The following is an 18,142-nucleotide window of genomic DNA, read 5'->3' on the forward strand; positions in this document are numbered from 1 at the left end:
GCGAGCGCCGAAACCGCGGGGGAGGAGGGGCCTAGTTGAAGCGCTTGAAGCAGCGCGCTTCATCGCCGAGCACGCCGACGCGGAAGGCGTCGATGCGGGAGAACCCGGACGGCACCGATTCGCCGTTGACGTCGCTGGCGACCAGGCCGTTGACCAGAATGCCCGAGACGGCCTCGTCGACGTCGCCTGCGGTCAGCGCGATGGTGTTGCCGTCGGGGGTGGTCACCTCGTGCGTCATCTTCACCGTGGCCACGCCGGTGAGGCAGGCGGTGCGCAGCGCGGCCTCGGCGTTGTCGAGCGCGACACCGCCGTGCTCGCGCTGAAGGGCCTGCATGTAGCGCGACACCAGGATCGAATATGCGGTGTTGTCGCCGGTGACGAGGCCGCCGCCGTCGCCACCCTCTCCCGCTGTGCCCACCTTCGCCAGCTCGGGCAGGTCGACGATGATTGTGTTGCTCGATGGGCAGTAGGCGACCGGCGGGGTGACCCTGGCGTCTGCGCAGTCCTGCGATTCGAACGTCAGCGCGGGAGGTTTGGCAGGCGTGAACAGGATGCCCATCGCCTCGAGGATGGAGCGCACCGACTGTTCGGTGACGGGCAGCTCGCCGGTCTGGTCGTCGGGCAGCAGCACGGGCAGATCGCCGCGGCGCTGCTCGATCTCCTTGGTGTCGATCGCCGCGCAGGACGCCGCGCCGTCGGAGAAGCCGAACTGGAACGCCGACACCCGCTCGAACGCCGAGCCGTGTTCGTCCTCGCCGACCTCGGGGTCGGATTGGTTGAGCAGTGGATCGCGGAAGGCGATCATCGCGGCCAGCAGATTGTTGAGCCCGTCGCCGGTGTTCAGCGTGAACCGCGGCGAGTGCCCCTCGGCGACCCAGCGCATGTAGACCCCTGCCAAGCAGTCGGCCTGCTGTTCGGACACCAGCGTCGGGGTTCGCGGCTTGACCAGGCCGGCCTGGTGTTGCACCGAGTGCCCGTACTCGTGCGCGAGCACCATCGTGACGGCCATGTCGCCGTTGGCCTTGCGCAGTGCGGGCAGCAGCTGGCCGCGGTCCCATCCGATGGTGTTGTCGTCGAAGCAGTAGCCGGCGTTGACCAGGCCGTAGGTGGCATCGCCGCAGAATTCTCCGTCCAATCCGTCGGAGTCCCAGGAGATGACCTGCTTGACGGGGGTGAACTCGCCGTCGAACGTGCCTGGGAAGGCTTGCTGCCAGAACTCCTCGATGTCGCTGACCGCTTGGCGACCGAGTTCGTCGATGCGGCCGTTGTCGGTGCCGATCACGACGCGCGACGGCTCGGCGGCGTCGTCACGCAAGCCGGTGGGGCCGTCGGTGGCAGGCATCCCTGCGACGCTGAACGGGTCGCTGAACACCGAGACCGGCTTGCCTTGCAGCGTCGTCGAGCAGGACGCGACGAGCAGGACCGTGCACGCGGCGATGGCGACGCCTGCGAGGTGCCGTCGGCTCATGCCGCCGCCTTTCATGTCGTCCGGCGGCCGGGGCGGCGCGCGCTGAAAGTTCGCTGTCAGGATAGTGAACGCAGTGCGGCACCGACTCGAAATGGCCGTGAGCTGCCAACTCAGGTTGATCTGAGGCGCTCCAGCGCGGCCCTGACCCGCTCGGAGTCGGTCGTGGACCAGAACGGCGGCAGCGACGCCCGCAGGAATCCTGCGTACCGCGCCGTCGCCATCCGCGAGTCGAGCACGGCGACGACGCCCCTGTCGTCGACGCCGCGTAGCAGCCGGCCCGCGCCCTGGGCGAGCAGAAGCGCGGCGTGGCTGGCCGCGACGGCCATGAACCCGTTGCCACCATGTGCGGCGATGGCGCGCTGCCGCGCCGTGATCAGTGGATCGTCGGGCCGGGGGAACGGGATGCGGTCGATCAGCACCAGTGACAGCGACGGGCCTGGCACGTCGACGCCCTGCCACAGCGACAGCGTGCCGAACAGCGAGGTCTCCTCGTCCTCGGCGAACCGGCGGACCAAGGCCATCGTGGTGTCCTCGCCCTGGCACAGCACCGGGGTGTCGAGCCGACCACGCATCGCCTCGGTGGCGGCCTTGGCCGCGCGCATCGACGAGAACAGGCCAAGCGTGCGCCCGCCCGCCGCGGTGATCAGGCCCTCGATCTCATCGAGTTGTTCGGCGGACCCCGCGCCGTCGCGGCCAGGCGGAGGCAGGTGCGCGGCGACGTAGAGGATGCCGGACTTGGCGTGCGCGAAGGGAGACCCGACGTCGATGCCTCGCCAGCCGGGGTCCTCGTCGTCGCCGCTGAGTCCCCAGGACCGTGCCATCGCGTCGAACGTGCCGCCGACGGTCAGGGTGGCCGAGGTCAGGATCACCGTCGACTGGTCGAAGATCCTGCCGCGCAACAGGTTCGCCACCGACAGCGGTGCAACTCGGAGAATGGCCCGCATCGAGGTGCTGGCGCCCCGCGCCTCCTCGTGGTCCAACCACACCACGTCGGTGCGGTCGGGGATGGCAGGCCCGAACGACACCAGGATGCGCGATGCGGTGTCGCTGATGTCGGTCAGCGTCGTCACCGCTTCGTTGCGGGCCGCCGCGGCCTTGGGGTCGCCGGGCGCGGTGTCGATGGCGGAGCGGACCTTGTCGGCGGCGTCGCGCAGCGCCGTCAGGTAGGTGGCCATCTCGTCGTCGAGGCGGTCCATACGTCCGGGTTCAGCGTCGTGGATGGCCGAGGAGAACGTCGCCGACGCGGCCTCGAAGCGTTGCGCGAGTTCGGGTTCCACCAGCCGCCCGGCTCGCCGCTGGGCGACCCCGAGTGCGGTCGCCGACAGCTCCGCGGTCGCCACGCTCGTCACCCGGTCGACGAGTTCGTGCGCCTCGTCGACGATGAGCAGGTCGTGCTCGGGGAGCACGTTGGCCTCGGCGATGGCGTCGATGGCGAGCAGTGCGTGATTGGTCACCACGACGTCGGCCGAGCCGGCCTTGGCACGGGCCTTCTCGGCGAAGCAGTCGGTGCCGAACGTGCAGCGCGTGGCGCCGATGCACTCACGTGCCGAGACGCTGACCTGGCCCCATGACCGGTCCTGCACGCCGGGGACGACGTCGTCGCGGTCACCCGTCTCGGTGTCCGACGACCATTCGGTGAGCCGCTTGACGTCGCGGCCGAGGGCCGTCGTCGCGACCGCGTCGAACAGTTCCTCCTGCGGCCGGTCCTCGCTTGACTCGGCCGACCCGTTGTGAATCTTGTTCAGGCACAGATAGTTTCCGCGACCCTTGAGCAGAGCGAAGACCGGCCTGCGGGGCAGCTCGGCGGTCAACGCGTCCGCAAGGCGCGGCAAGTCGCGGTCGACGAGTTGACGCTGAAGCGCGATCGTCGCCGTCGAGACCACCACCGGTTCATTGGCTTCGATGGCCTTCGCGATGGCAGGCACCAGGTAGGCCAGCGACTTGCCAGTACCGGTGCCCGCCTGCACGGCGAGGTGTTCGCCGCTGTCGAAGGCGCGCTCGACCGCTTCGGCCATCTCGATCTGGCCGCTGCGCTCGGTACCACCCAGCGCGGCGACGGCGGCGGCCAGCAGGGCGGTGGTGCGGGCGGGAGGGTCAGCCACGGCGCAGCGGGACCATGCGGGTCGGGATGGCCGGCTCGCCGCGGGAGAGCTTCAGCCCGTGCCAGGGCAGGCTGTGCAGCCCAGCGCCAACGCGCTCGCGGGCGTCGGCCAGGACGAGATCGGCGACGGGTTCGCCTTGCTGGACCAGCGGCACGGCCAGCGGCCGGGCGACGAGGTCACCCTCCGCGGCGGGCGGCTCACCGGCCGGATGCACGACCTCTTCGACGATGGTGCCCGACGGCTTGGCCAACCGGTGGGCCTGTTTGCGGCCGCCGTGGGATTCCTTGTGACTGCTGCGTTTCTCCACGGGGACGCCATCCACCTCGACCAGTTTGTAGACCATGCCCGCGGTGGGGGCGCCGGACCCGGTGACCAGCGACGTGCCCACCCCGAAGCTGTCGACGGGCTCGGCGCGAAGGGCGGCGATGGCGAACTCGTCGAGGTCGCTCGACACGACGATCTTCGTCCCGGTGGCGCCGAGGCCGTCGAGTTGGGCGCGGACTTGTCGAACGAGCACGCCGAGATCACCGGAGTCGATGCGGACGGCGCCGAGGTCTGGACCTGCGGCAGCGACGGCGTTGGCCACCCCCGCGGTGATGTCGTAGGTGTCGACGAGCAGCGTTGTGCCGACGCCGAGCGCCGCGACCTGCGACCGGAACGCCGCCAGCTCGTCGGGGCCGTCCCCGGTGGCGTGCAGAAGCGTGAACGCGTGGGCGCTGGTGCCCGTCGTCGGCACGCCGTAGCGGCGCTGTGCGGCGAGGTTCGAGGTTCCGGTGAACCCGGCCAGGTAGGCGGCCCGCGCAGCGGCGACGGCGGCCTGTTCGTGGGTGCGACGCGAGCCCATCTCGATCAGCTGTCGCCCCTCGGCTGCGCTGACCATCCTGGCGGCCGCCGAAGCGATCGCCGAGTCATGGTTGAAGATCGACAGGGCCAGCGTCTCGAGGATTACGCACTCGGCGAAGGTGCCGTGCACCGACAGCACGGGGGAGCCTGCGAAGTACAGCTCACCCTCTGGGTAGCCGTCGACGTCGCCACTGAACCGGTAACTCGCCAGGTAGGCCAGGGTCGCCGGGTCGAGGAACTCCGCGACCATGCCAAGCGCGTCGTCGTCGAACGTGAACTGCGGCAAGGATTCCACGAACCGGGCTGTGCCCGCGACCACTCCGTAGCGGCGGCCCTCCGGCAGTCGGCGGGCGAACAATTCGAAGGTGGTGCGACGCTCCGCGGTGCCGTCGTGCAGCGCGGCGGCAAGCATCGTCAGTTCGTACTTGTCGGTGAGCAACGCCACGGTCACACGCCCAACCGTATCGGGTTTGGCGCCCCGCTATTCTTGGCGACATGGTTACGCCGGCGAAGACACGTCCGGGGACGAGCGAGGAAACGAGCGTCGATCCGTCTTCGGGCGAGGAGGCGGCCACCGACAGCCCGTGGGTGACGCTCGTCTGGGACGACCCCGTGAACCTCATGTCATACGTCACCTACGTCTTCCAGAAGCTCTTCGGCTACAGCGAACCGCACGCCACCAAATTGATGATGCAGGTGCACGAGGAGGGCAAGGCCGTCGTGTCTGCGGGCAGTCGTGAGTCGATGGAGGTCGACGTCTCCAAACTGCACGCCGCAGGGCTGTGGGCCACGATGCAGCAGGACCGCTGAGGCGTACGTGCGCAAGTGGAAGCGGGTGGACACCGCGGAAGGAACGCGCCTGCGTTCGTCGTTGGCTGCGCATGAGTCGGCGCTGCTGCAGAGCCTGGTGAAGTCATTGGTGGACATGCTCGATGGCCGCGAATCAACCTCGCCAAGAGATGAACTCGCGGAAATCACCGGCATGCGGACGGGTCACTCCACGCCGCCAGAGGACGACACGATGAAGCGGCTGCTGCCCGACTTCTACAAACCCCAGACCGAACATCCGGCCGGTTCAGCCGCCGCGGAGAGCCTCAACAGTGCACTGCGCGGCCTGCACGAGCCCGACATCATCGACGCCAAACGTCAAGCGGCACACCGGCTGCTGGACACCGTCCCGCCGAAGGGCGGCAAGTTCGAGATCACCGAGGAGGACGGGCACTGCTGGGCGGCCGCCGTCAACGACGTGCGACTTGCCTTGGGCACCATGCTCGACATCGGTCCCGATGGCCCAGACCGGCTTCCGCCCGAGCATCCGATGGCCGGGCATCTCGACGTGTATCAGTGGCTGACCGTGCTGCAGGAGTACCTCGTCCTTGGCCTGAACAGCCGCTCGTGACCGGCTCCATCACCGACGTGTCGGGCATCCTCGTCGGGCACCACCACCGGCTCGACGACGACGCCACGCTCGGGACTGGCTGGGCGTCCGGGACCACCGTCGTACTGACTCCACCGGGAACCGTCGGCGCCGTCGACGTCCGCGGGGGAGCGCCTGGCACCCGTGAGACGGACCTGCTGGACCCGGCCAACAGCGTGCGCTACGTCGACGCCGTCGTGCTCACCGGTGGCAGCGCGTACGGGTTGGCCGCCGCCGATGGCGTCATGACCTGGCTCGAACAGCACGACCGCGGCGTGGTGATGGACGGCGGCGTCGTGCCGATCGTGCCGTCCGCGGTGATCTTCGACCTCCCCGTCGGCGGCTGGCAGTGCCGCCCGACCGCCGAGTTCGGCTACGCGGCCGCCGAGGCCGCAGGCGTCGACGTGGCGACCGGCACCGTCGGCGCTGGCGTCGGTGCACGTGCGGGCGCGCTCAAGGGCGGCATCGGCACGGCATCGATTCGGCTCGACGACATCGGCGTGACGGTCGGCGCCATCGTCGCGGTCAATGCGGCGGGCAACGTCGCCGACCCGGCGACCGGGCTGCCGTGGATGGCCGAGCACATCGCCGAGCTGAACCTCGTCGCGCCGCCTGCCGATCAGATCAGCGCCTTCGCCGACCGCGTCACCGAACTGTCGCCGTTGAACACGACGATCGCCGTCGTCGCCACGGACGCGCTGCTGAGCCCGGCCGCGTGCCGGCGCGTCGCGGTGGCCGCCCAGGACGGCCTTGCCCGCACCATCCGCCCTTCGCACACCCCGTTGGACGGTGACTCCGTGTTCGCGTTGGCGACCGGTGCCATCGAGGTCGAACCTGCCGGCGATACCCCCGCTGCGATGTCGCCGGAGACGAAGTTGACGACGGTCGTCGGTGCCGCAGCTGCGGACTGCCTGGCCCGAGCGGTCCTGGCCGGAGTGCTGGCCGCCGAGTCGGTCGCTGGAATACCGACCTACCGTGGCATGTTGCCGGGAGCGTTCAGCGACCATGGACAGTAGTGCGTTCTGCGACTAGGAGGGAACGGACCGTGCTGGTGATTCGCAGCGATCTGGTCGACGCCATGGTCACCCACGCGCGCGCCGACCATCCCGACGAGGCGTGCGGTGTGATCGCGGGACCGGAGGGTTCCGACCGTCCTGAGCGATTCATCAAGATGGACAACGCCGAGCGGTCGCCGACGTTCTACCGGTTCGACTCGGGCGAACAGCTCAAGGTGTGGCGCGCGATGGACGAGGCCGACGAGACGCCCGTCGTCATCTACCACTCGCACACCGCCACCGAGGCGTACCCGAGCCGCACCGACATCTCCTATGCCTCGGAGCCCGACGCCCACTACGTCCTGATCTCCACCCGCGACGCACGAGAGCACGAGCTGCGCAGCTACCGCATCCTCGACGGCGTCGTCACCGAAGAACCCGTCAACATCGTCTCTGCCTACTAGAAGGACCAGCCCATGACCGTCATCGTTTCCATCCCGACCATCCTGCGCACCCACACCGGAGGGGAGAAGCGGGTCAACGCCACCGGTGACACGCTGCAGGCGGTCATCACCGATCTCGAAGCCAACTACTCGGGGATCACCGAGCGGATCGTGGACGGCGACAAGCTGCACCGGTTCGTCAACATCTACGTCAACGACGAGGACGTGCGGTTCTCCGGCGGGCTGGCCACCGAAATCTCCGACGGCGACTCGGTGACGATCCTGCCCGCCGTCGCCGGCGGGTAGGGCTGGCCCCGCATGACAAGGTTTGACTCACTGCTCGAGGCGCTCGGCAACACCCCGCTCGTCGGGTTGCGCACGCTTTCACCGCAGTGGGACGACGGGACCGACGTCCCACACGTTCGGCTGTGGGCCAAGCTCGAGGACCGCAACCCGACCGGCTCCATCAAGGACCGGCCCGCGTTGCGGATGATCGAACAGGCCGAGCGTGACGGGCTGCTGCGGCCGGGCGCGACGATCATGGAGCCGACGAGTGGCAACACCGGCATCTCCATGGCGATGGCCGCGCTGATCAAGGGTTATCGAATGATCTGCGTGATGCCGGAGAACACGTCGATCGAGCGTCGTCAGCTGTTGGAGCTCTACGGCGCGAAGATCATCTACTCGCCCGCCGAGGGCGGCTCGAACACCGCGGTGGCCACGGCCAAGCAGCTGGCCGACGAGCACCCCGAGTGGGTGATGCTCTACCAGTACGGCAACCCGGCCAACGCCGACGCGCACTACTACGGCACCGGTCCGGAGATCCTCGCCGACCTGCCGGAGATCACGCACTTCGTCGCGGGTCTGGGCACGACCGGCACGCTGATGGGCACCGGGCGGTTCCTGCGCGAGCAGGTACCCGGCGTTCAGATCGTCGCCGCCGAGCCACGCTACGGCGAGGGCGTCTACGCGCTGCGCAACATCGACGAGGGCTTCATCCCCGAGCTCTACCACCCCGACGTGCTCACCGCGCGCTTCTCCGTCGGCTCGTTCGACGCCGTCAAACGCACCCGCGAACTGGTCCAGGTCGAGGGCATCTTCGCAGGCATCTCGACCGGCGCCATCCTGCACGCGGCGCTTGGCATGGCGGCCAAGGCACGCAAGGCAGGCGAGCGCGCCGATATCGCGTTCGTGGTGGCCGACGCCGGTTGGAAGTATCTGTCGACCGGCGCATACGCCGGTAGCCTTGATGATGCAGAGGACGCATTGGAAGGGCAGCTATGGGCATGAGCGGCGGCACTGCCGGTTACACACCCGCGCCGCAGAAGAAGGAGCGCCCCGCCTGGGTCATCGGCGGGGCCACCGTCGTCAGCTTTGTGGCGCTGCTCTACGTCATCGAGGCGTGGGATGCGGTCAACCACCAGGAGCTCAACGCCGACGGCATCCGACCACTGGAATCCGACGGGCTGTGGGGCATCATCTGGGCGCCACTGCTGCACGCCAACTGGGAACACCTCATCGCCAACACTGGGCCTGCCCTGGTGCTCGGCTTCCTCGTCACGCTGGCCGGAATGTCCCGGTTCATCTACGCGACCGCGATCGTCTGGATCTTGGGCGGCTTCGGTACCTGGCTGATCGGCAACATCGGCGCCCCGCCCGGCGTGGAGACCAACCACATCGGCGCCTCCGGGCTGATCTTCGGCTGGCTGACCTTCCTCATCGTGTTCGGGTTCTTCACCCGAAAGGCGTGGCAGATCATCGTCGGCATCGTCGTCCTGTTCATCTACGGCGGAGTTCTGCTCGGCGCGCTACCTGGCACCTTCGGGGTGTCGTGGCAGGGCCACCTGTGTGGCGGCATTGCGGGCGTATTCGCCGCGTACCTGCTGTCCGGGCCTGAGCGCAAGGCCCGGGAGAAGCGCAAGTCCGGGACAGCGCCGCAGCTGTCCTACTGACCCGCGCAGCCCTTTGCTGGGATGAGTCGTTCGCCACATTCCCGGCGATTCGGGTGTGACGCCGCTGCGGCCGTCGAACCCCGTGAGACATCACATCGTGTAGCAAGAATGAAACTCATCGCTCAATGCCGTGATGTTTTCGCGAAAGCAAGATCGGGCATGGCAAGCTAGTGAGCGTGCGAATCACCGTACTGGGTTGCTCCGGCAGTGTCGTCGGGCCAGATTCGCCGGCTTCGGGATATTTGGTTAGCGCACCCGATACGCCACCGCTGGTGATCGACTTCGGCGGCGGCGTGCTGGGCGCGCTGCAACGCCACGCCGATCCCGGCACCGTGAGCGTGCTCCTCTCGCACCTGCACGCCGATCATTGCCTCGATCTCCCCGGCCTGTTCGTCTGGCGCCGCTACCACCCCAATCCGCCAGAGGGCCGCGCCTTGATGTACGGGCCAGCCAACACCTGGGCACGGTTGGGTGCGGCGTCCTCACCAGAGGGCCGCGAGATCGACGACTTCTCCGACGTCTTCGAGATCCACAACTGGGTCGACAACCAGCCGGTCAACATCGGGTCGCTTTCGGTGGTGCCCCGTCTGGTGTGCCATCCGACGGAGTCCTACGGCATGCGGTTCACCGACCCGTCCGGTGCGACGTTCGTCTACAGCGGTGACACCGGGTACTGCGACGCGCTGGTCGAACTCGCGCGTGGCGCCGACGTGTTCCTGTGCGAGGCGTCCTGGACCCACGCGCCCGACCGTCCGCCGAAACTTCACCTGTCCGGCACCGAGGCGGGCATGGCGGCGAGGAACGCCGGTGTGCGTGAACTGCTGCTGACCCACATTCCGCCGTGGACGTCCCGTGAGGACGTGATCAGCGAGGCCAAGGCCGAGTTCGACGGTCCGGTGCACGCGGTCGTGTGCGACGAGACGTTCGACGTCACCCATCACTGAGTCATAGCCGCCCGATAGGGTTGCTGCGTGTCCAGACGAGAAGACGGCCGCCTCGACGACGAGCTGCGCCCGGTAACCATCACCCGCGGCTTCACCTCCCACCCGGCAGGCTCGGTGCTGGTCGAGTTCGGGCAGACCCGGGTGATGTGCGCGGCAAGCGTCACCGAGGGCGTGCCCCGGTGGCGCAAGGGATCCGGCCAGGGCTGGCTCACTGCCGAGTACGCCATGCTGCCCGCCGCCACCCACGAACGGTCGGACCGCGAGTCGGTCAAGGGCCGCGTCGGCGGTCGCACCCAGGAGATCAGCCGACTCGTCGGCCGCTCACTGCGAGCGTGCATCGACCTCGGCGCGCTCGGCGAGAACACCATCGCGATCGACTGCGACGTGCTTCAGGCCGACGGTGGCACCCGCACCGCCGCGATCACCGGCGCCTACGTGGCGTTGGCCGACGCGGTGGCGTACCTGTCCGCCGCGGGCCGGCTGTCCGACCCGCGGCCGTTGTCCTGCGCGATCGCCGCGGTGTCCGTCGGGGTGGTCGACGGCCGGGTGCGCGTTGACCTGCCCTACACCGAGGACTCGCGCGCCGAGGTGGACATGAACGTCGTCGCCACCGACACCGGCACTCTGGTCGAGATCCAGGGCACGGGTGAGGGCGCGACGTTCCCGCGCTCGACGCTGGACAAGATGCTCGACTTGGCGCTCGTCGCCACCGAGCAACTGTTCGCGATTCAGCAGGCGGCGCTCGCGTTGCCGTACCCCGGCGTGCTGCCTGAGCCGTCCACGCCGGCCAAGAAGGCGTTCGGGAGCTGACGCGTTACCCGATGACCGACCTGCTGGTTGCCAGCCGCAACCTCAAGAAGCTGGCCGAACTACACCGGGTGCTGGACGCCGCGGGGGTGTCGGGCTTGCGCCTGCTGTCGTTGGACGACGTGCCGGCGTTCGACGAGGCGCCCGAGACGGGTGCGACGTTCGAGGAGAACGCGTTGGCCAAGGCGCGTGATGCGTTCCAGGCGACCGGCGTGCCCGCCGTGGCAGACGACTCCGGGTTGGCGGTGGACGCGCTGAACGGCATGCCGGGTGTGTTGTCGGCGCGATGGGCCGGATCCCACGGCGACGATGTGGCGAATCTGAGACTGCTGTTGGGCCAACTCGGCGACGTGCCCGATTCCCGGCGCGGGGCCGCGTTCGTCTCGGCGTGTGCCTTGGTGTCGTCGGCTGGCGAGACCGTGGTGCGGGGGGAGTGGCCCGGGGTCGTGGCGCGCGAGCCGTGCGGCGACGGCGGGTTCGGCTACGACCCGATCTTCGTGCCCCTCGGGTCAGCGCGCTCGGCCGCCGAACTCACTCCTGCGGAGAAGGACGCGGCGTCGCATCGGGGTCGGGCTTTGGCGCTGCTGGTGCCTGCGCTGCGCGCGCTCGCTGGCTGACCGAGCTTGCGGATCCGTCGACCACATAGCCGTCGATGAAGTCGTGAAGTGCCGGCGCTAGAGCAGATACGCCTGAGTCATTGAGTTTCGCCAGCAAGATGATGCCTTGGTACTGCGCCAAGAGTGCATGCGCGAGTCGATCCGGATCGGTGCCTGCACGCAGTGCGCCTGCCGCGGCCGCGTCGTGGCACACCGCTGCCAGGTGGCGCTCCATGGCGGCGAGCCTGTCGGCGAGGTGCCTGCGCAGATCGTCGTCGGTGGTCGACAGCTCAGCGGCGAAGTTGCCGAATGGGCACCCGACCGCGCGACCGAACTGTGCTTCCAGCGCGGTCTGAATCGCGCCGATCGCGTCGGGGATCGCGTGCAGCTTCTGCGTCGGGGTGGTGGCAACAGAGCCGGACAGCTGCTTTTCGAACGCCTGCGCGTGCAGGTCGATCACGGCCTTGCCGAGTTCTGACTTCGACGAGAAGTAGTGGTAGAAGCTGCCTTTGCGCACATCGGAGGACTGGCATAACTCGTCGACCCCGACCGCCTGGTAGCTGCGCTCGAGGAACAGCCGCGCAGCGGTCGAGACGATGCGCTCGCGGGCGTCCGACGTGCGGGGCATGGGCCGATCATAGGAAGTAGTTGACCGGTCGGTCAAGTGAAGTTAGGTTGAGGCGATGGCTACGACATCCGAGGTCTTCCGCACACCCGACGACCGCTTCACAGATCTCCCGGGTTACGGCTTCACCCCGAACTACGCCGACGTCGACGGGTTGCGAATGCACTACCTCGACGAGGGGCCTCGCGACGGAAGACCGATCGTGTGCTTCCACGGAGAACCGAGTTGGGCGTATCTGTACCGCAAGATGATCGGCCCGTTGGTGGCTGCCGGACACCGCGTCGTCGTCCCCGACTACGCCGGATTCGGGCGCTCCGACAAACCCACCGACCGGGGCTGGTACACCTACGACCGGCATGTGGAGCTGACGTCGAAGGTCCTTGGCGGCCTCGATCTGCGCGACGCCATCGTGGTCGTGCAGGACTGGGGTGGGCCGATTGGGCTGCGCTGGGCCGTGGAGAACGCAGATGACGTCGGCGCGCTTGCGATCTTCAATACGGGTTTGTTCACCGGCCGCGTCTCCAAGGGCTTCATGGCGTGGCGGAACTTCGCCGAGAAGAATCCGGATCTACCGGTCGGCTTCGTGATTCAGGGCGCAACGGCGACCGAATTGCCGGATGACGTCGTCGCCGCCTATGACGCGCCCTATCCCAATGCGGAGTCGAAGGCCGGGGCGGCGCAGTTCCCACTGCTGGTGCCGCTCACCGAGGATGCGCCGGGCGCGCAGGCGATGCGTGCGGTCACCGATGAATTGTCACGGTGGCAGAAGCCGGCACTGGTGGCGTTCTCGGATCAGGATCCGGTCTTTCCGTATCCGAAAGCGGGACAAGCCTTTTGCGATCTGATTCCGACCGCGACGGAGCAGGTCGAGATCGAGGGTGCCTCGCACTTCCTTCAGGAGGATCGTGGCGAGCGGCTGGCCGAAGAAGTGCTCAAGCACCTGACCTGAGGACGTCAGATGTTGAACTGCTGTTTGATGTTCCTGGTCTGGAAGTGCTCGACGATGATGCCGAGCAGGGGGATGGTGCCGGCGAGAAGCACGCCGACGGTCTTGCCGATCGGCCAGCGCGCCTTGACCGCCAGGTTCGCCGTGAACAGCAGGTAGACGAAGTACACCCAGCCGTGCACGATGCCGATCCAGCTGGGCGGGTCCTCGACCTTGACGATGTACTTCAGCACCATCTCGTAGCACAGCGCGATCAGCCAGATGCCGGTCGTCCACGCCATCACGCGGTAGCCGAGCAGTGCCTTCCGGATCGTCTCCGCCTGCGGTGCCACGGGCGCCGGGTCAGCGGCTTCCGGGCGTTCGGCTGGTGCTTCGGGGTCGGGGCTGCTCATGGGGTGGTCCTGTCATCGGCGGTATCGGAAGGGGCGTCGGACTTGGCGAGCGCGGCCAGGTAGGCGTTGTACTCGCGCAGCGCCGGGTCGTTCGCGGATGCGGGTGCGGGTTTCGGCCGTTCGGGCAGCAGGCCTGCCGGGATCTCGGTTGGCTCGCCCTTGCCGGCCTTCACGGGCGGGGCTTCCTCGTAGCGGACGAACTTGTAGTAGGCGTAGAAGCAGAACGCGGCGAACATCGGCCATTGAAGGGCGTAGCCCAGGTTCTGGAAGGTGCCCGAGGTCGACTCGTAGCGGGTCCACTGCCACCAGGCCAGGCCAAGGCAGCCGGCCGCGGCGACGACGACCAGCAGGATGAGTGCTGGCCTCCTACGCCGTGTAGTGGACATCGTTCCACGGTACCGCGCCCGGTTTCTGGCCTTCACCTGCAGGCGGGGTGGAACGACGACTCCGCCTAGCGATCGTGATGAGTTTTTACCTCGCCCTCGGTGGCCGCGGCTTTATAGCTTCAGAGGTCGTGACTACTTCCCCCTTTTCACGGCGCCGCGCGCTGCAATTGATCGGTCTGGCTGGCGGGGCAGCCGTCCTTGGCCCGGTGCTGGCCGCCTGCGGTTCCTCCGACGGTGCCCGCGCCTTGGCGGGGAATGCCCCAGTGTCAGGCAGATTCGACGGCATCACGCTCAAGCTGCTGGTGAACCAACCGCACGTCACGTCGTTCCGCGACGTGCTTGCGCCGGCGTGGAAGGCGGCCTCTGGCGGCGATCTCGACGTGACGGCCGCGCCGTACGACCAGCTGACCAGCAAGCAGATCCTCGACGTGCAAAGCGGCACAGGCGAATTCGACGTCTTCGATTACTTCTACTTCGGCTTGGGCGATCTCGTCGACGCCGGTGCCCTTACCGACCTGACCGCGTGGATCGACACCAACAAGGACAAGATCGACGTGGCCGGTTACCTGCCGTCGATCTACGACCCGTACACCCTGCTCGGCGGCAAGCGCTACGGCCTGCCCTACGACGGGGACGTCCACATCCTGTTCTACAACGCCGAATTGCTGGACCGCTACAAGGTCGAACCGCCGAAGACCTGGGACGACTACGACGCCGTCTCGGCCAAGATCACCACGGACGCCCGCGGCTCGGCGTACGGCGCGATCGTGTCCGGCCAGCAGGTGCCGATGATCCTGGGCTGCTCGTTCATCAACCGGCTCACCGGTTACGGCGGGGAGCTCGTCGACGCCAACGGCAAGCCCGCACTGACCTCCGATGCCGCCATCGCCGCGGCCAACCACCTCGTCGCGGTCACCCCTTCCGCACTGCCCACCCCGTTGCAGATCGGGTTCGACCAGGCCAACCAGGCGTTCCTGTCGGGGCAGGGCGCGCTGCTGGACACCTGGACGGACATGGCACTGCGTGCCGAGGATCCAACGGCGTCGAAGATCTCGGGTCGGTGGGGTGCGGTATCGCTGCCCGTCGGCGGAACGAACAAGACGCCGCGCACGGCGCTGGACGCCGGATTCGGGCTCGGCATCTCTACTGCCGCCAAGAACCCCGACGCGGCAGCGGCCTTCGTGGCGTGGGCCACGGCGGCGGCGCAGAATCTCAGCGTCTCGTCGACGGCAGGCGCAGGCATCGACCCGGTCCGTGGCGCCGTACTCGGCGCCGACGGATACGCGAAGGTGGTCACCAAGGCGATCGGACCGATCAGGGAAGGCCTCGGTGGCCGACCCCTGGTGTGGCCGAAGGAGGCTGGCGCACCGAAGCTTCTGCAGGATCTGGTCGATCAGCTCGCGCTGGCGATCGCGGGCAGCCAAACCGTGGAACAGTCACTGGGCAACGCGCAGTCCAGCTGGGAGAAATCGCTGACATGAGTCGGCGTGTCCCGCTCTGGCTGGCGCTGCCGGCCGTGGCCGGGCTGCTGCTGTTCCTGGTCTATCCGACGGGATACCTGATCGCCCTGGCGATTACGCATTCATCGCTGGCCCATCCGCTCCGCAGCTTCTCCGGTGCCGAGAACTTCTCGTCGGCGCTGTCGTCGGCGGCGTTCGTCCCTTCGCTGGCGCGCTCCACAGTCTTCGCCGTGCTCGCGACGGTCGCGACCACCTCGTTGGGATTGGCGCTCGCCGTACTGCTTCGGGCCCGCGGGACGAAGTTCGGCGTGGTCGGCGCGCTCCTACTGCTGCCGTTGGTGACCGCCCCCGTCCTCATCGGGGTGGCGTGGAAACTGCTGCTCGCTCCGGTCGGCGGCGGCTTCGCGCAAGCGTTCTCGGCCATTGGCCTTGGCGGGTTCAATCCGCTGGGCTCCGGAGTCGGTGCGTTCCTGGTGATTCTGCTCATCCACGTCTGGCAGTGGACGCCGTTCGCCGTCCTGATCTCGTTCGCCGCGCTCGGCGTGGTGCGCCCCGAGCTGCTCGAGTCGGCCCGGATCGACGGTGCAGGCACGTGGCGGACCTTCACCACCGTGGTGTGGCCTGCGATTGCGCCCACCCAGTGTGCGGTGGCCGTCCTGGAGTTGGTGATCGGCTACAAGGTGTTCGACCTGATTGTCGTGATCACCGCAGGGGGACCGGGTTTCGCGACCACCCTGTCTCCGTACGCGATCTACCAGACCGGCCTTCGTGGCAGTTTCGACATGGGCACTGCGGCCGCTCAGACGCTGATCTTCGCGGCCGTCGTCGGCGCGGTCGCCACGATCGTCACCGCCACCCGGGCACGCGCGCTGAAGGCGGAGGGCTCGTGAACCCGACCCGTCGGCACTACTGGGCGGTCCGGGTCGCGCTGGCGGTGATCGCGATCGCCGCGCTGATACCGGTCGGCTATCTGGTGTCGCTGTCGCTGCGGCCCCCCGACGACGTGCTGAACTCCCGGCTGTGGCCGACCGAGTGGACGCTCACCAACTTCACCAAGGTGTTCGACACGATCGCGCTGGGTACGATGTTGCGCAACTCCTGGGTGATCGCGGTGGGCGCGGCGGTGCTCGCAGTCGTGATCGCCACGCCTGCAGCGTATTTCACGGCGCGCCGCTACCGCGGGGAACGACTTCTGACGGCCCTGCTGGCCAGCTACTGTGCACCGCCGATCGTGGCGATCATCCCGCTGTTCTTTCTGCTGCGGTATGCGGGTCTGACCAACAACCTGCTGGGCCTCGTGGTGGTCAACGGGATCGCCAACGTCCCGGTCGCGGTGTGGCTGCTCGACGGCTTCGTGCGCCGTATCCCGGTCGAGATCGAGGAGGCGGCGGTCATCGACGGCTTGTCGGTGGTCGGTGCGTTCCGCAAGGCGGTGCTGCCGCTGCTCTGGCCAGGTGTCGTGGCGGCGCTGCTGGTGGTGTTCTTCCTGAGCTACAACGATTTTCTGTTCGCGGTGTATCTCGCGGTGACCAAGGAGAGTCAGACTTTGACGGTCGGATTGTCGCTGTTTCAGGGTGATCGCAATGTGCAGTTCGGCCAGCAGGCGGCGGCGGGACTGCTTGGCATCGCGCCGGTGTACGTCCTGGCGCTGGCGGCCCAGCGGTACCTGGTTGGCGGGCTTGCGACGGGGGCGATCAAGTGAGTGCCGTTGAGCTGGTTGGTATTACGAAGTCCTACGGTGACAACGCGGTCGTCGACGATGTGAGCCTGTCCCTTCCCGATGGTTCGTTGACGGTGCTGGTCGGGCCGTCGGGCTGCGGCAAGTCCACCACCCTGCGGATCGTGGCCGGGCTGGAATCGGCCGACAGCGGCACGGTGCACATCGGTGACCGCGACGTCACCGCCGCCACCCCGAGGCAGCGCGACGTGGCGATGGTGTTCCAGAACTACGCGCTCTACCCGCAGTTGAGCGTCGCGGGCAACATCGCGTTCCCACTCCGCAACGCGGGGATAGCCAAAGACGTTGCCGCACAACGGGCCCGTGAGGCCGCCGAGCGGGTGGGCATCACGAAGTTGCTCGACCGCAAGCCGCGCCAGTTGTCCGGTGGCCAGCAGCAGCGGGTGGCGATCGCGCGTGCCCTGGTGCGCACACCGTCGGTGTTCCTCTTCGACGAGCCGTTGAGCAACCTCGATGCCAAGCTGCGGGTCGAGTTGCGCTCCGAGATTCGGCGGCTGCAGCAGGAACTCGGCATCACCGCGCTGTACGTCACCCACGACCAGGAGGAGGCGATGACCATCGCCGACCAGCTGGTGGTGCTCAACGCGGGCCGGATCGAGCAGCGCGGCACGCCGCACGACCTCTACCGGACTCCTGCCAACACGTTCGTCGCAGGCTTCATCGGATCGCCGACCGCCAACCTGATCACAGGCCGGATCGACGGCGGGTCCTTCACGGCCGACGGCATTCACTGGGACGTTACCGGTCCCGATCAGGCGGCTGTGACGGTCGCAGTGCGGCCCGAGGACGTGTTGGTGCGACCCGACGCCGGTGGGGCAGGGCGCTTCGAGTTGGTCGAATTGCTCGGTCCCCGATACGTCTTCATCATCACGATCGGCGAACAGCGATTGACCGCCGTCGTTGAGGACGCCGAGGTGGCGCGCTGGGCACGACCGCCGGTGCCCGGCGACGGCGTCGCCGTGACGGTTCGGCCGGACCGTCTGCACCTGTTCGACGAGAGCTCAGGGATCCGACTGCCTGCCGCATAG

The 18,142-nt window shown here is 68.0% G+C and carries 21 protein-coding genes; 15 read left to right on the top strand and 6 right to left on the bottom strand.

What is annotated here, in order from left to right; all coding sequences use genetic code 11:
• Nucleotides 1-31: 31 nt before the first annotated feature.
• The 3 genes from HNP02_RS37975 to HNP02_RS37985 all read right to left on the bottom strand — a co-directional run bounded on the left by HNP02_RS37975 (nt 32) and on the right by HNP02_RS37985 (nt 4,864).
• Nucleotides 32-1,468, bottom strand: coding sequence for a neutral zinc metallopeptidase (locus HNP02_RS37975; protein WP_184445820.1), 1,437 nt, complete (start codon nt 1,466-1,468; stop codon nt 32-34).
• A 110-nt stretch (nt 1,469-1,578) separates the two neighbouring features.
• The gene (locus tag HNP02_RS37980) at nt 1,579-3,570 is read right to left on the bottom strand and encodes an ATP-dependent DNA helicase (RefSeq protein WP_309241843.1); all 1,992 of its coding nucleotides are present in this window, start codon (nt 3,568-3,570) and stop codon (nt 1,579-1,581) included.
• Nucleotides 3,563-4,864 carry a nicotinate phosphoribosyltransferase gene (locus HNP02_RS37985; protein ID WP_184445821.1) on the bottom strand — a complete coding sequence of 434 codons (1,302 nt, stop codon included), beginning with the start codon at nt 4,862-4,864 and terminating at the stop codon, nt 3,563-3,565. Before HNP02_RS37985 ends, HNP02_RS37980 begins: the two co-directional genes overlap by 8 nt.
• 44 nt (nt 4,865-4,908) lie before the next feature.
• On the opposite strand from HNP02_RS37985, the gene clpS reads away from it, so the two are divergent.
• The 10 genes from clpS to rdgB all read left to right on the top strand — a co-directional run bounded on the left by clpS (nt 4,909) and on the right by rdgB (nt 11,588).
• Nucleotides 4,909-5,223, top strand: coding sequence for an ATP-dependent Clp protease adapter ClpS (gene clpS, locus HNP02_RS37990; RefSeq protein ID WP_184445822.1), 315 nt, complete (start codon nt 4,909-4,911; stop codon nt 5,221-5,223).
• A gap of 7 nt (nt 5,224-5,230) precedes the next feature.
• A complete protein-coding gene (locus tag HNP02_RS37995) occupies nt 5,231-5,812 on the top strand; it encodes a DUF2017 domain-containing protein (RefSeq protein WP_184445823.1) in 582 nt (193 codons plus the stop codon).
• Nucleotides 5,809-6,846 carry a P1 family peptidase gene (locus tag HNP02_RS38000; RefSeq protein WP_184445824.1) on the top strand — a complete coding sequence of 346 codons (1,038 nt, stop codon included), beginning with the start codon at nt 5,809-5,811 and terminating at the stop codon, nt 6,844-6,846. The genes HNP02_RS37995 and HNP02_RS38000 overlap by 4 nt, the downstream gene beginning before the upstream one ends.
• A 29-nt stretch (nt 6,847-6,875) precedes the next feature.
• On the top strand, nt 6,876-7,289 hold the full coding sequence (locus tag HNP02_RS38005) for a M67 family metallopeptidase (RefSeq protein WP_309241844.1): 414 nt from the start codon (nt 6,876-6,878) through the stop codon (nt 7,287-7,289).
• Nucleotides 7,290-7,301: 12 nt separating this feature from the next.
• Complete coding sequence (locus tag HNP02_RS38010; RefSeq protein WP_184445825.1) at nt 7,302-7,574, top strand: MoaD/ThiS family protein; 273 nt, start codon at nt 7,302-7,304, stop codon at nt 7,572-7,574.
• A 12-nt stretch (nt 7,575-7,586) separates the two neighbouring features.
• Complete coding sequence (locus HNP02_RS38015; protein WP_184445826.1) at nt 7,587-8,558, top strand: cysteine synthase; 972 nt, start codon at nt 7,587-7,589, stop codon at nt 8,556-8,558.
• Complete coding sequence (locus HNP02_RS38020; RefSeq protein ID WP_184445827.1) at nt 8,549-9,220, top strand: rhomboid family intramembrane serine protease; 672 nt, start codon at nt 8,549-8,551, stop codon at nt 9,218-9,220. The genes HNP02_RS38015 and HNP02_RS38020 overlap by 10 nt, the downstream gene beginning before the upstream one ends.
• A 170-nt stretch (nt 9,221-9,390) precedes the next feature.
• Nucleotides 9,391-10,164, top strand: a complete 774-nt coding sequence (locus HNP02_RS38025; RefSeq protein WP_184445828.1) for a cyclic nucleotide-degrading phosphodiesterase — start codon at nt 9,391-9,393, stop codon at nt 10,162-10,164.
• A gap of 27 nt (nt 10,165-10,191) precedes the next feature.
• Entirely contained in the window at nt 10,192-10,974 is a 783-nt protein-coding gene (gene rph, locus HNP02_RS38030; protein WP_184445829.1) for a ribonuclease PH, read from the top strand.
• Between the two features lie 11 nt (nt 10,975-10,985).
• The gene (rdgB, locus tag HNP02_RS38035) at nt 10,986-11,588 is read left to right on the top strand and encodes an RdgB/HAM1 family non-canonical purine NTP pyrophosphatase (protein WP_184445830.1); all 603 of its coding nucleotides are present in this window, start codon (nt 10,986-10,988) and stop codon (nt 11,586-11,588) included.
• On the opposite strand, the gene HNP02_RS38040 is transcribed toward rdgB, so the two are convergent.
• Nucleotides 11,503-12,195 (bottom strand): TetR/AcrR family transcriptional regulator, encoded by a 693-nt coding sequence (locus HNP02_RS38040; protein ID WP_184445831.1) that lies wholly within the window; start codon nt 12,193-12,195, stop codon nt 11,503-11,505. The genes rdgB and HNP02_RS38040 overlap by 86 nt on opposite strands.
• 55 nt (nt 12,196-12,250) lie before the next feature.
• On the opposite strand from HNP02_RS38040, the gene HNP02_RS38045 reads away from it, so the two are divergent.
• Entirely contained in the window at nt 12,251-13,141 is an 891-nt protein-coding gene (locus tag HNP02_RS38045) for a haloalkane dehalogenase (RefSeq protein ID WP_184445832.1), read from the top strand.
• 5 nt (nt 13,142-13,146) lie between these two features.
• On the opposite strand, the gene HNP02_RS38050 is transcribed toward HNP02_RS38045, so the two are convergent.
• Nucleotides 13,147-13,530 (bottom strand): DUF3817 domain-containing protein, encoded by a 384-nt coding sequence (locus tag HNP02_RS38050; RefSeq protein WP_184445833.1) that lies wholly within the window; start codon nt 13,528-13,530, stop codon nt 13,147-13,149.
• The gene (locus HNP02_RS38055; protein ID WP_184445834.1) at nt 13,527-13,916 is read right to left on the bottom strand and encodes a hypothetical protein; all 390 of its coding nucleotides are present in this window, start codon (nt 13,914-13,916) and stop codon (nt 13,527-13,529) included. Before HNP02_RS38055 ends, HNP02_RS38050 begins: the two co-directional genes overlap by 4 nt.
• Before the next feature lie 128 nt (nt 13,917-14,044).
• On the opposite strand from HNP02_RS38055, the gene HNP02_RS38060 reads away from it, so the two are divergent.
• Genes HNP02_RS38060 through HNP02_RS38075 form a run of 4 tightly spaced genes read left to right on the top strand, consistent with a single transcriptional unit; the run spans nt 14,045 to nt 18,142 of the window.
• A complete protein-coding gene (locus HNP02_RS38060; RefSeq protein WP_184445835.1) occupies nt 14,045-15,397 on the top strand; it encodes an extracellular solute-binding protein in 1,353 nt (450 codons plus the stop codon).
• The gene (locus HNP02_RS38065) at nt 15,394-16,266 is read left to right on the top strand and encodes a carbohydrate ABC transporter permease (protein ID WP_184445836.1); all 873 of its coding nucleotides are present in this window, start codon (nt 15,394-15,396) and stop codon (nt 16,264-16,266) included. The genes HNP02_RS38060 and HNP02_RS38065 overlap by 4 nt, the downstream gene beginning before the upstream one ends.
• Nucleotides 16,263-17,078 (top strand): carbohydrate ABC transporter permease, encoded by an 816-nt coding sequence (locus HNP02_RS38070; protein ID WP_309241845.1) that lies wholly within the window; start codon nt 16,263-16,265, stop codon nt 17,076-17,078. The genes HNP02_RS38065 and HNP02_RS38070 overlap by 4 nt, the downstream gene beginning before the upstream one ends.
• Nucleotides 17,075-18,142, top strand: a complete 1,068-nt coding sequence (locus tag HNP02_RS38075; RefSeq protein ID WP_184445837.1) for an ABC transporter ATP-binding protein — start codon at nt 17,075-17,077, stop codon at nt 18,140-18,142. Before HNP02_RS38070 ends, HNP02_RS38075 begins: the two co-directional genes overlap by 4 nt.

It is taken from the genome of Mycobacterium sp. AZCC_0083 (genome assembly GCF_014202335.1).
Lineage (GTDB): Bacteria > Actinomycetota > Actinomycetes > Mycobacteriales > Mycobacteriaceae > Mycobacterium.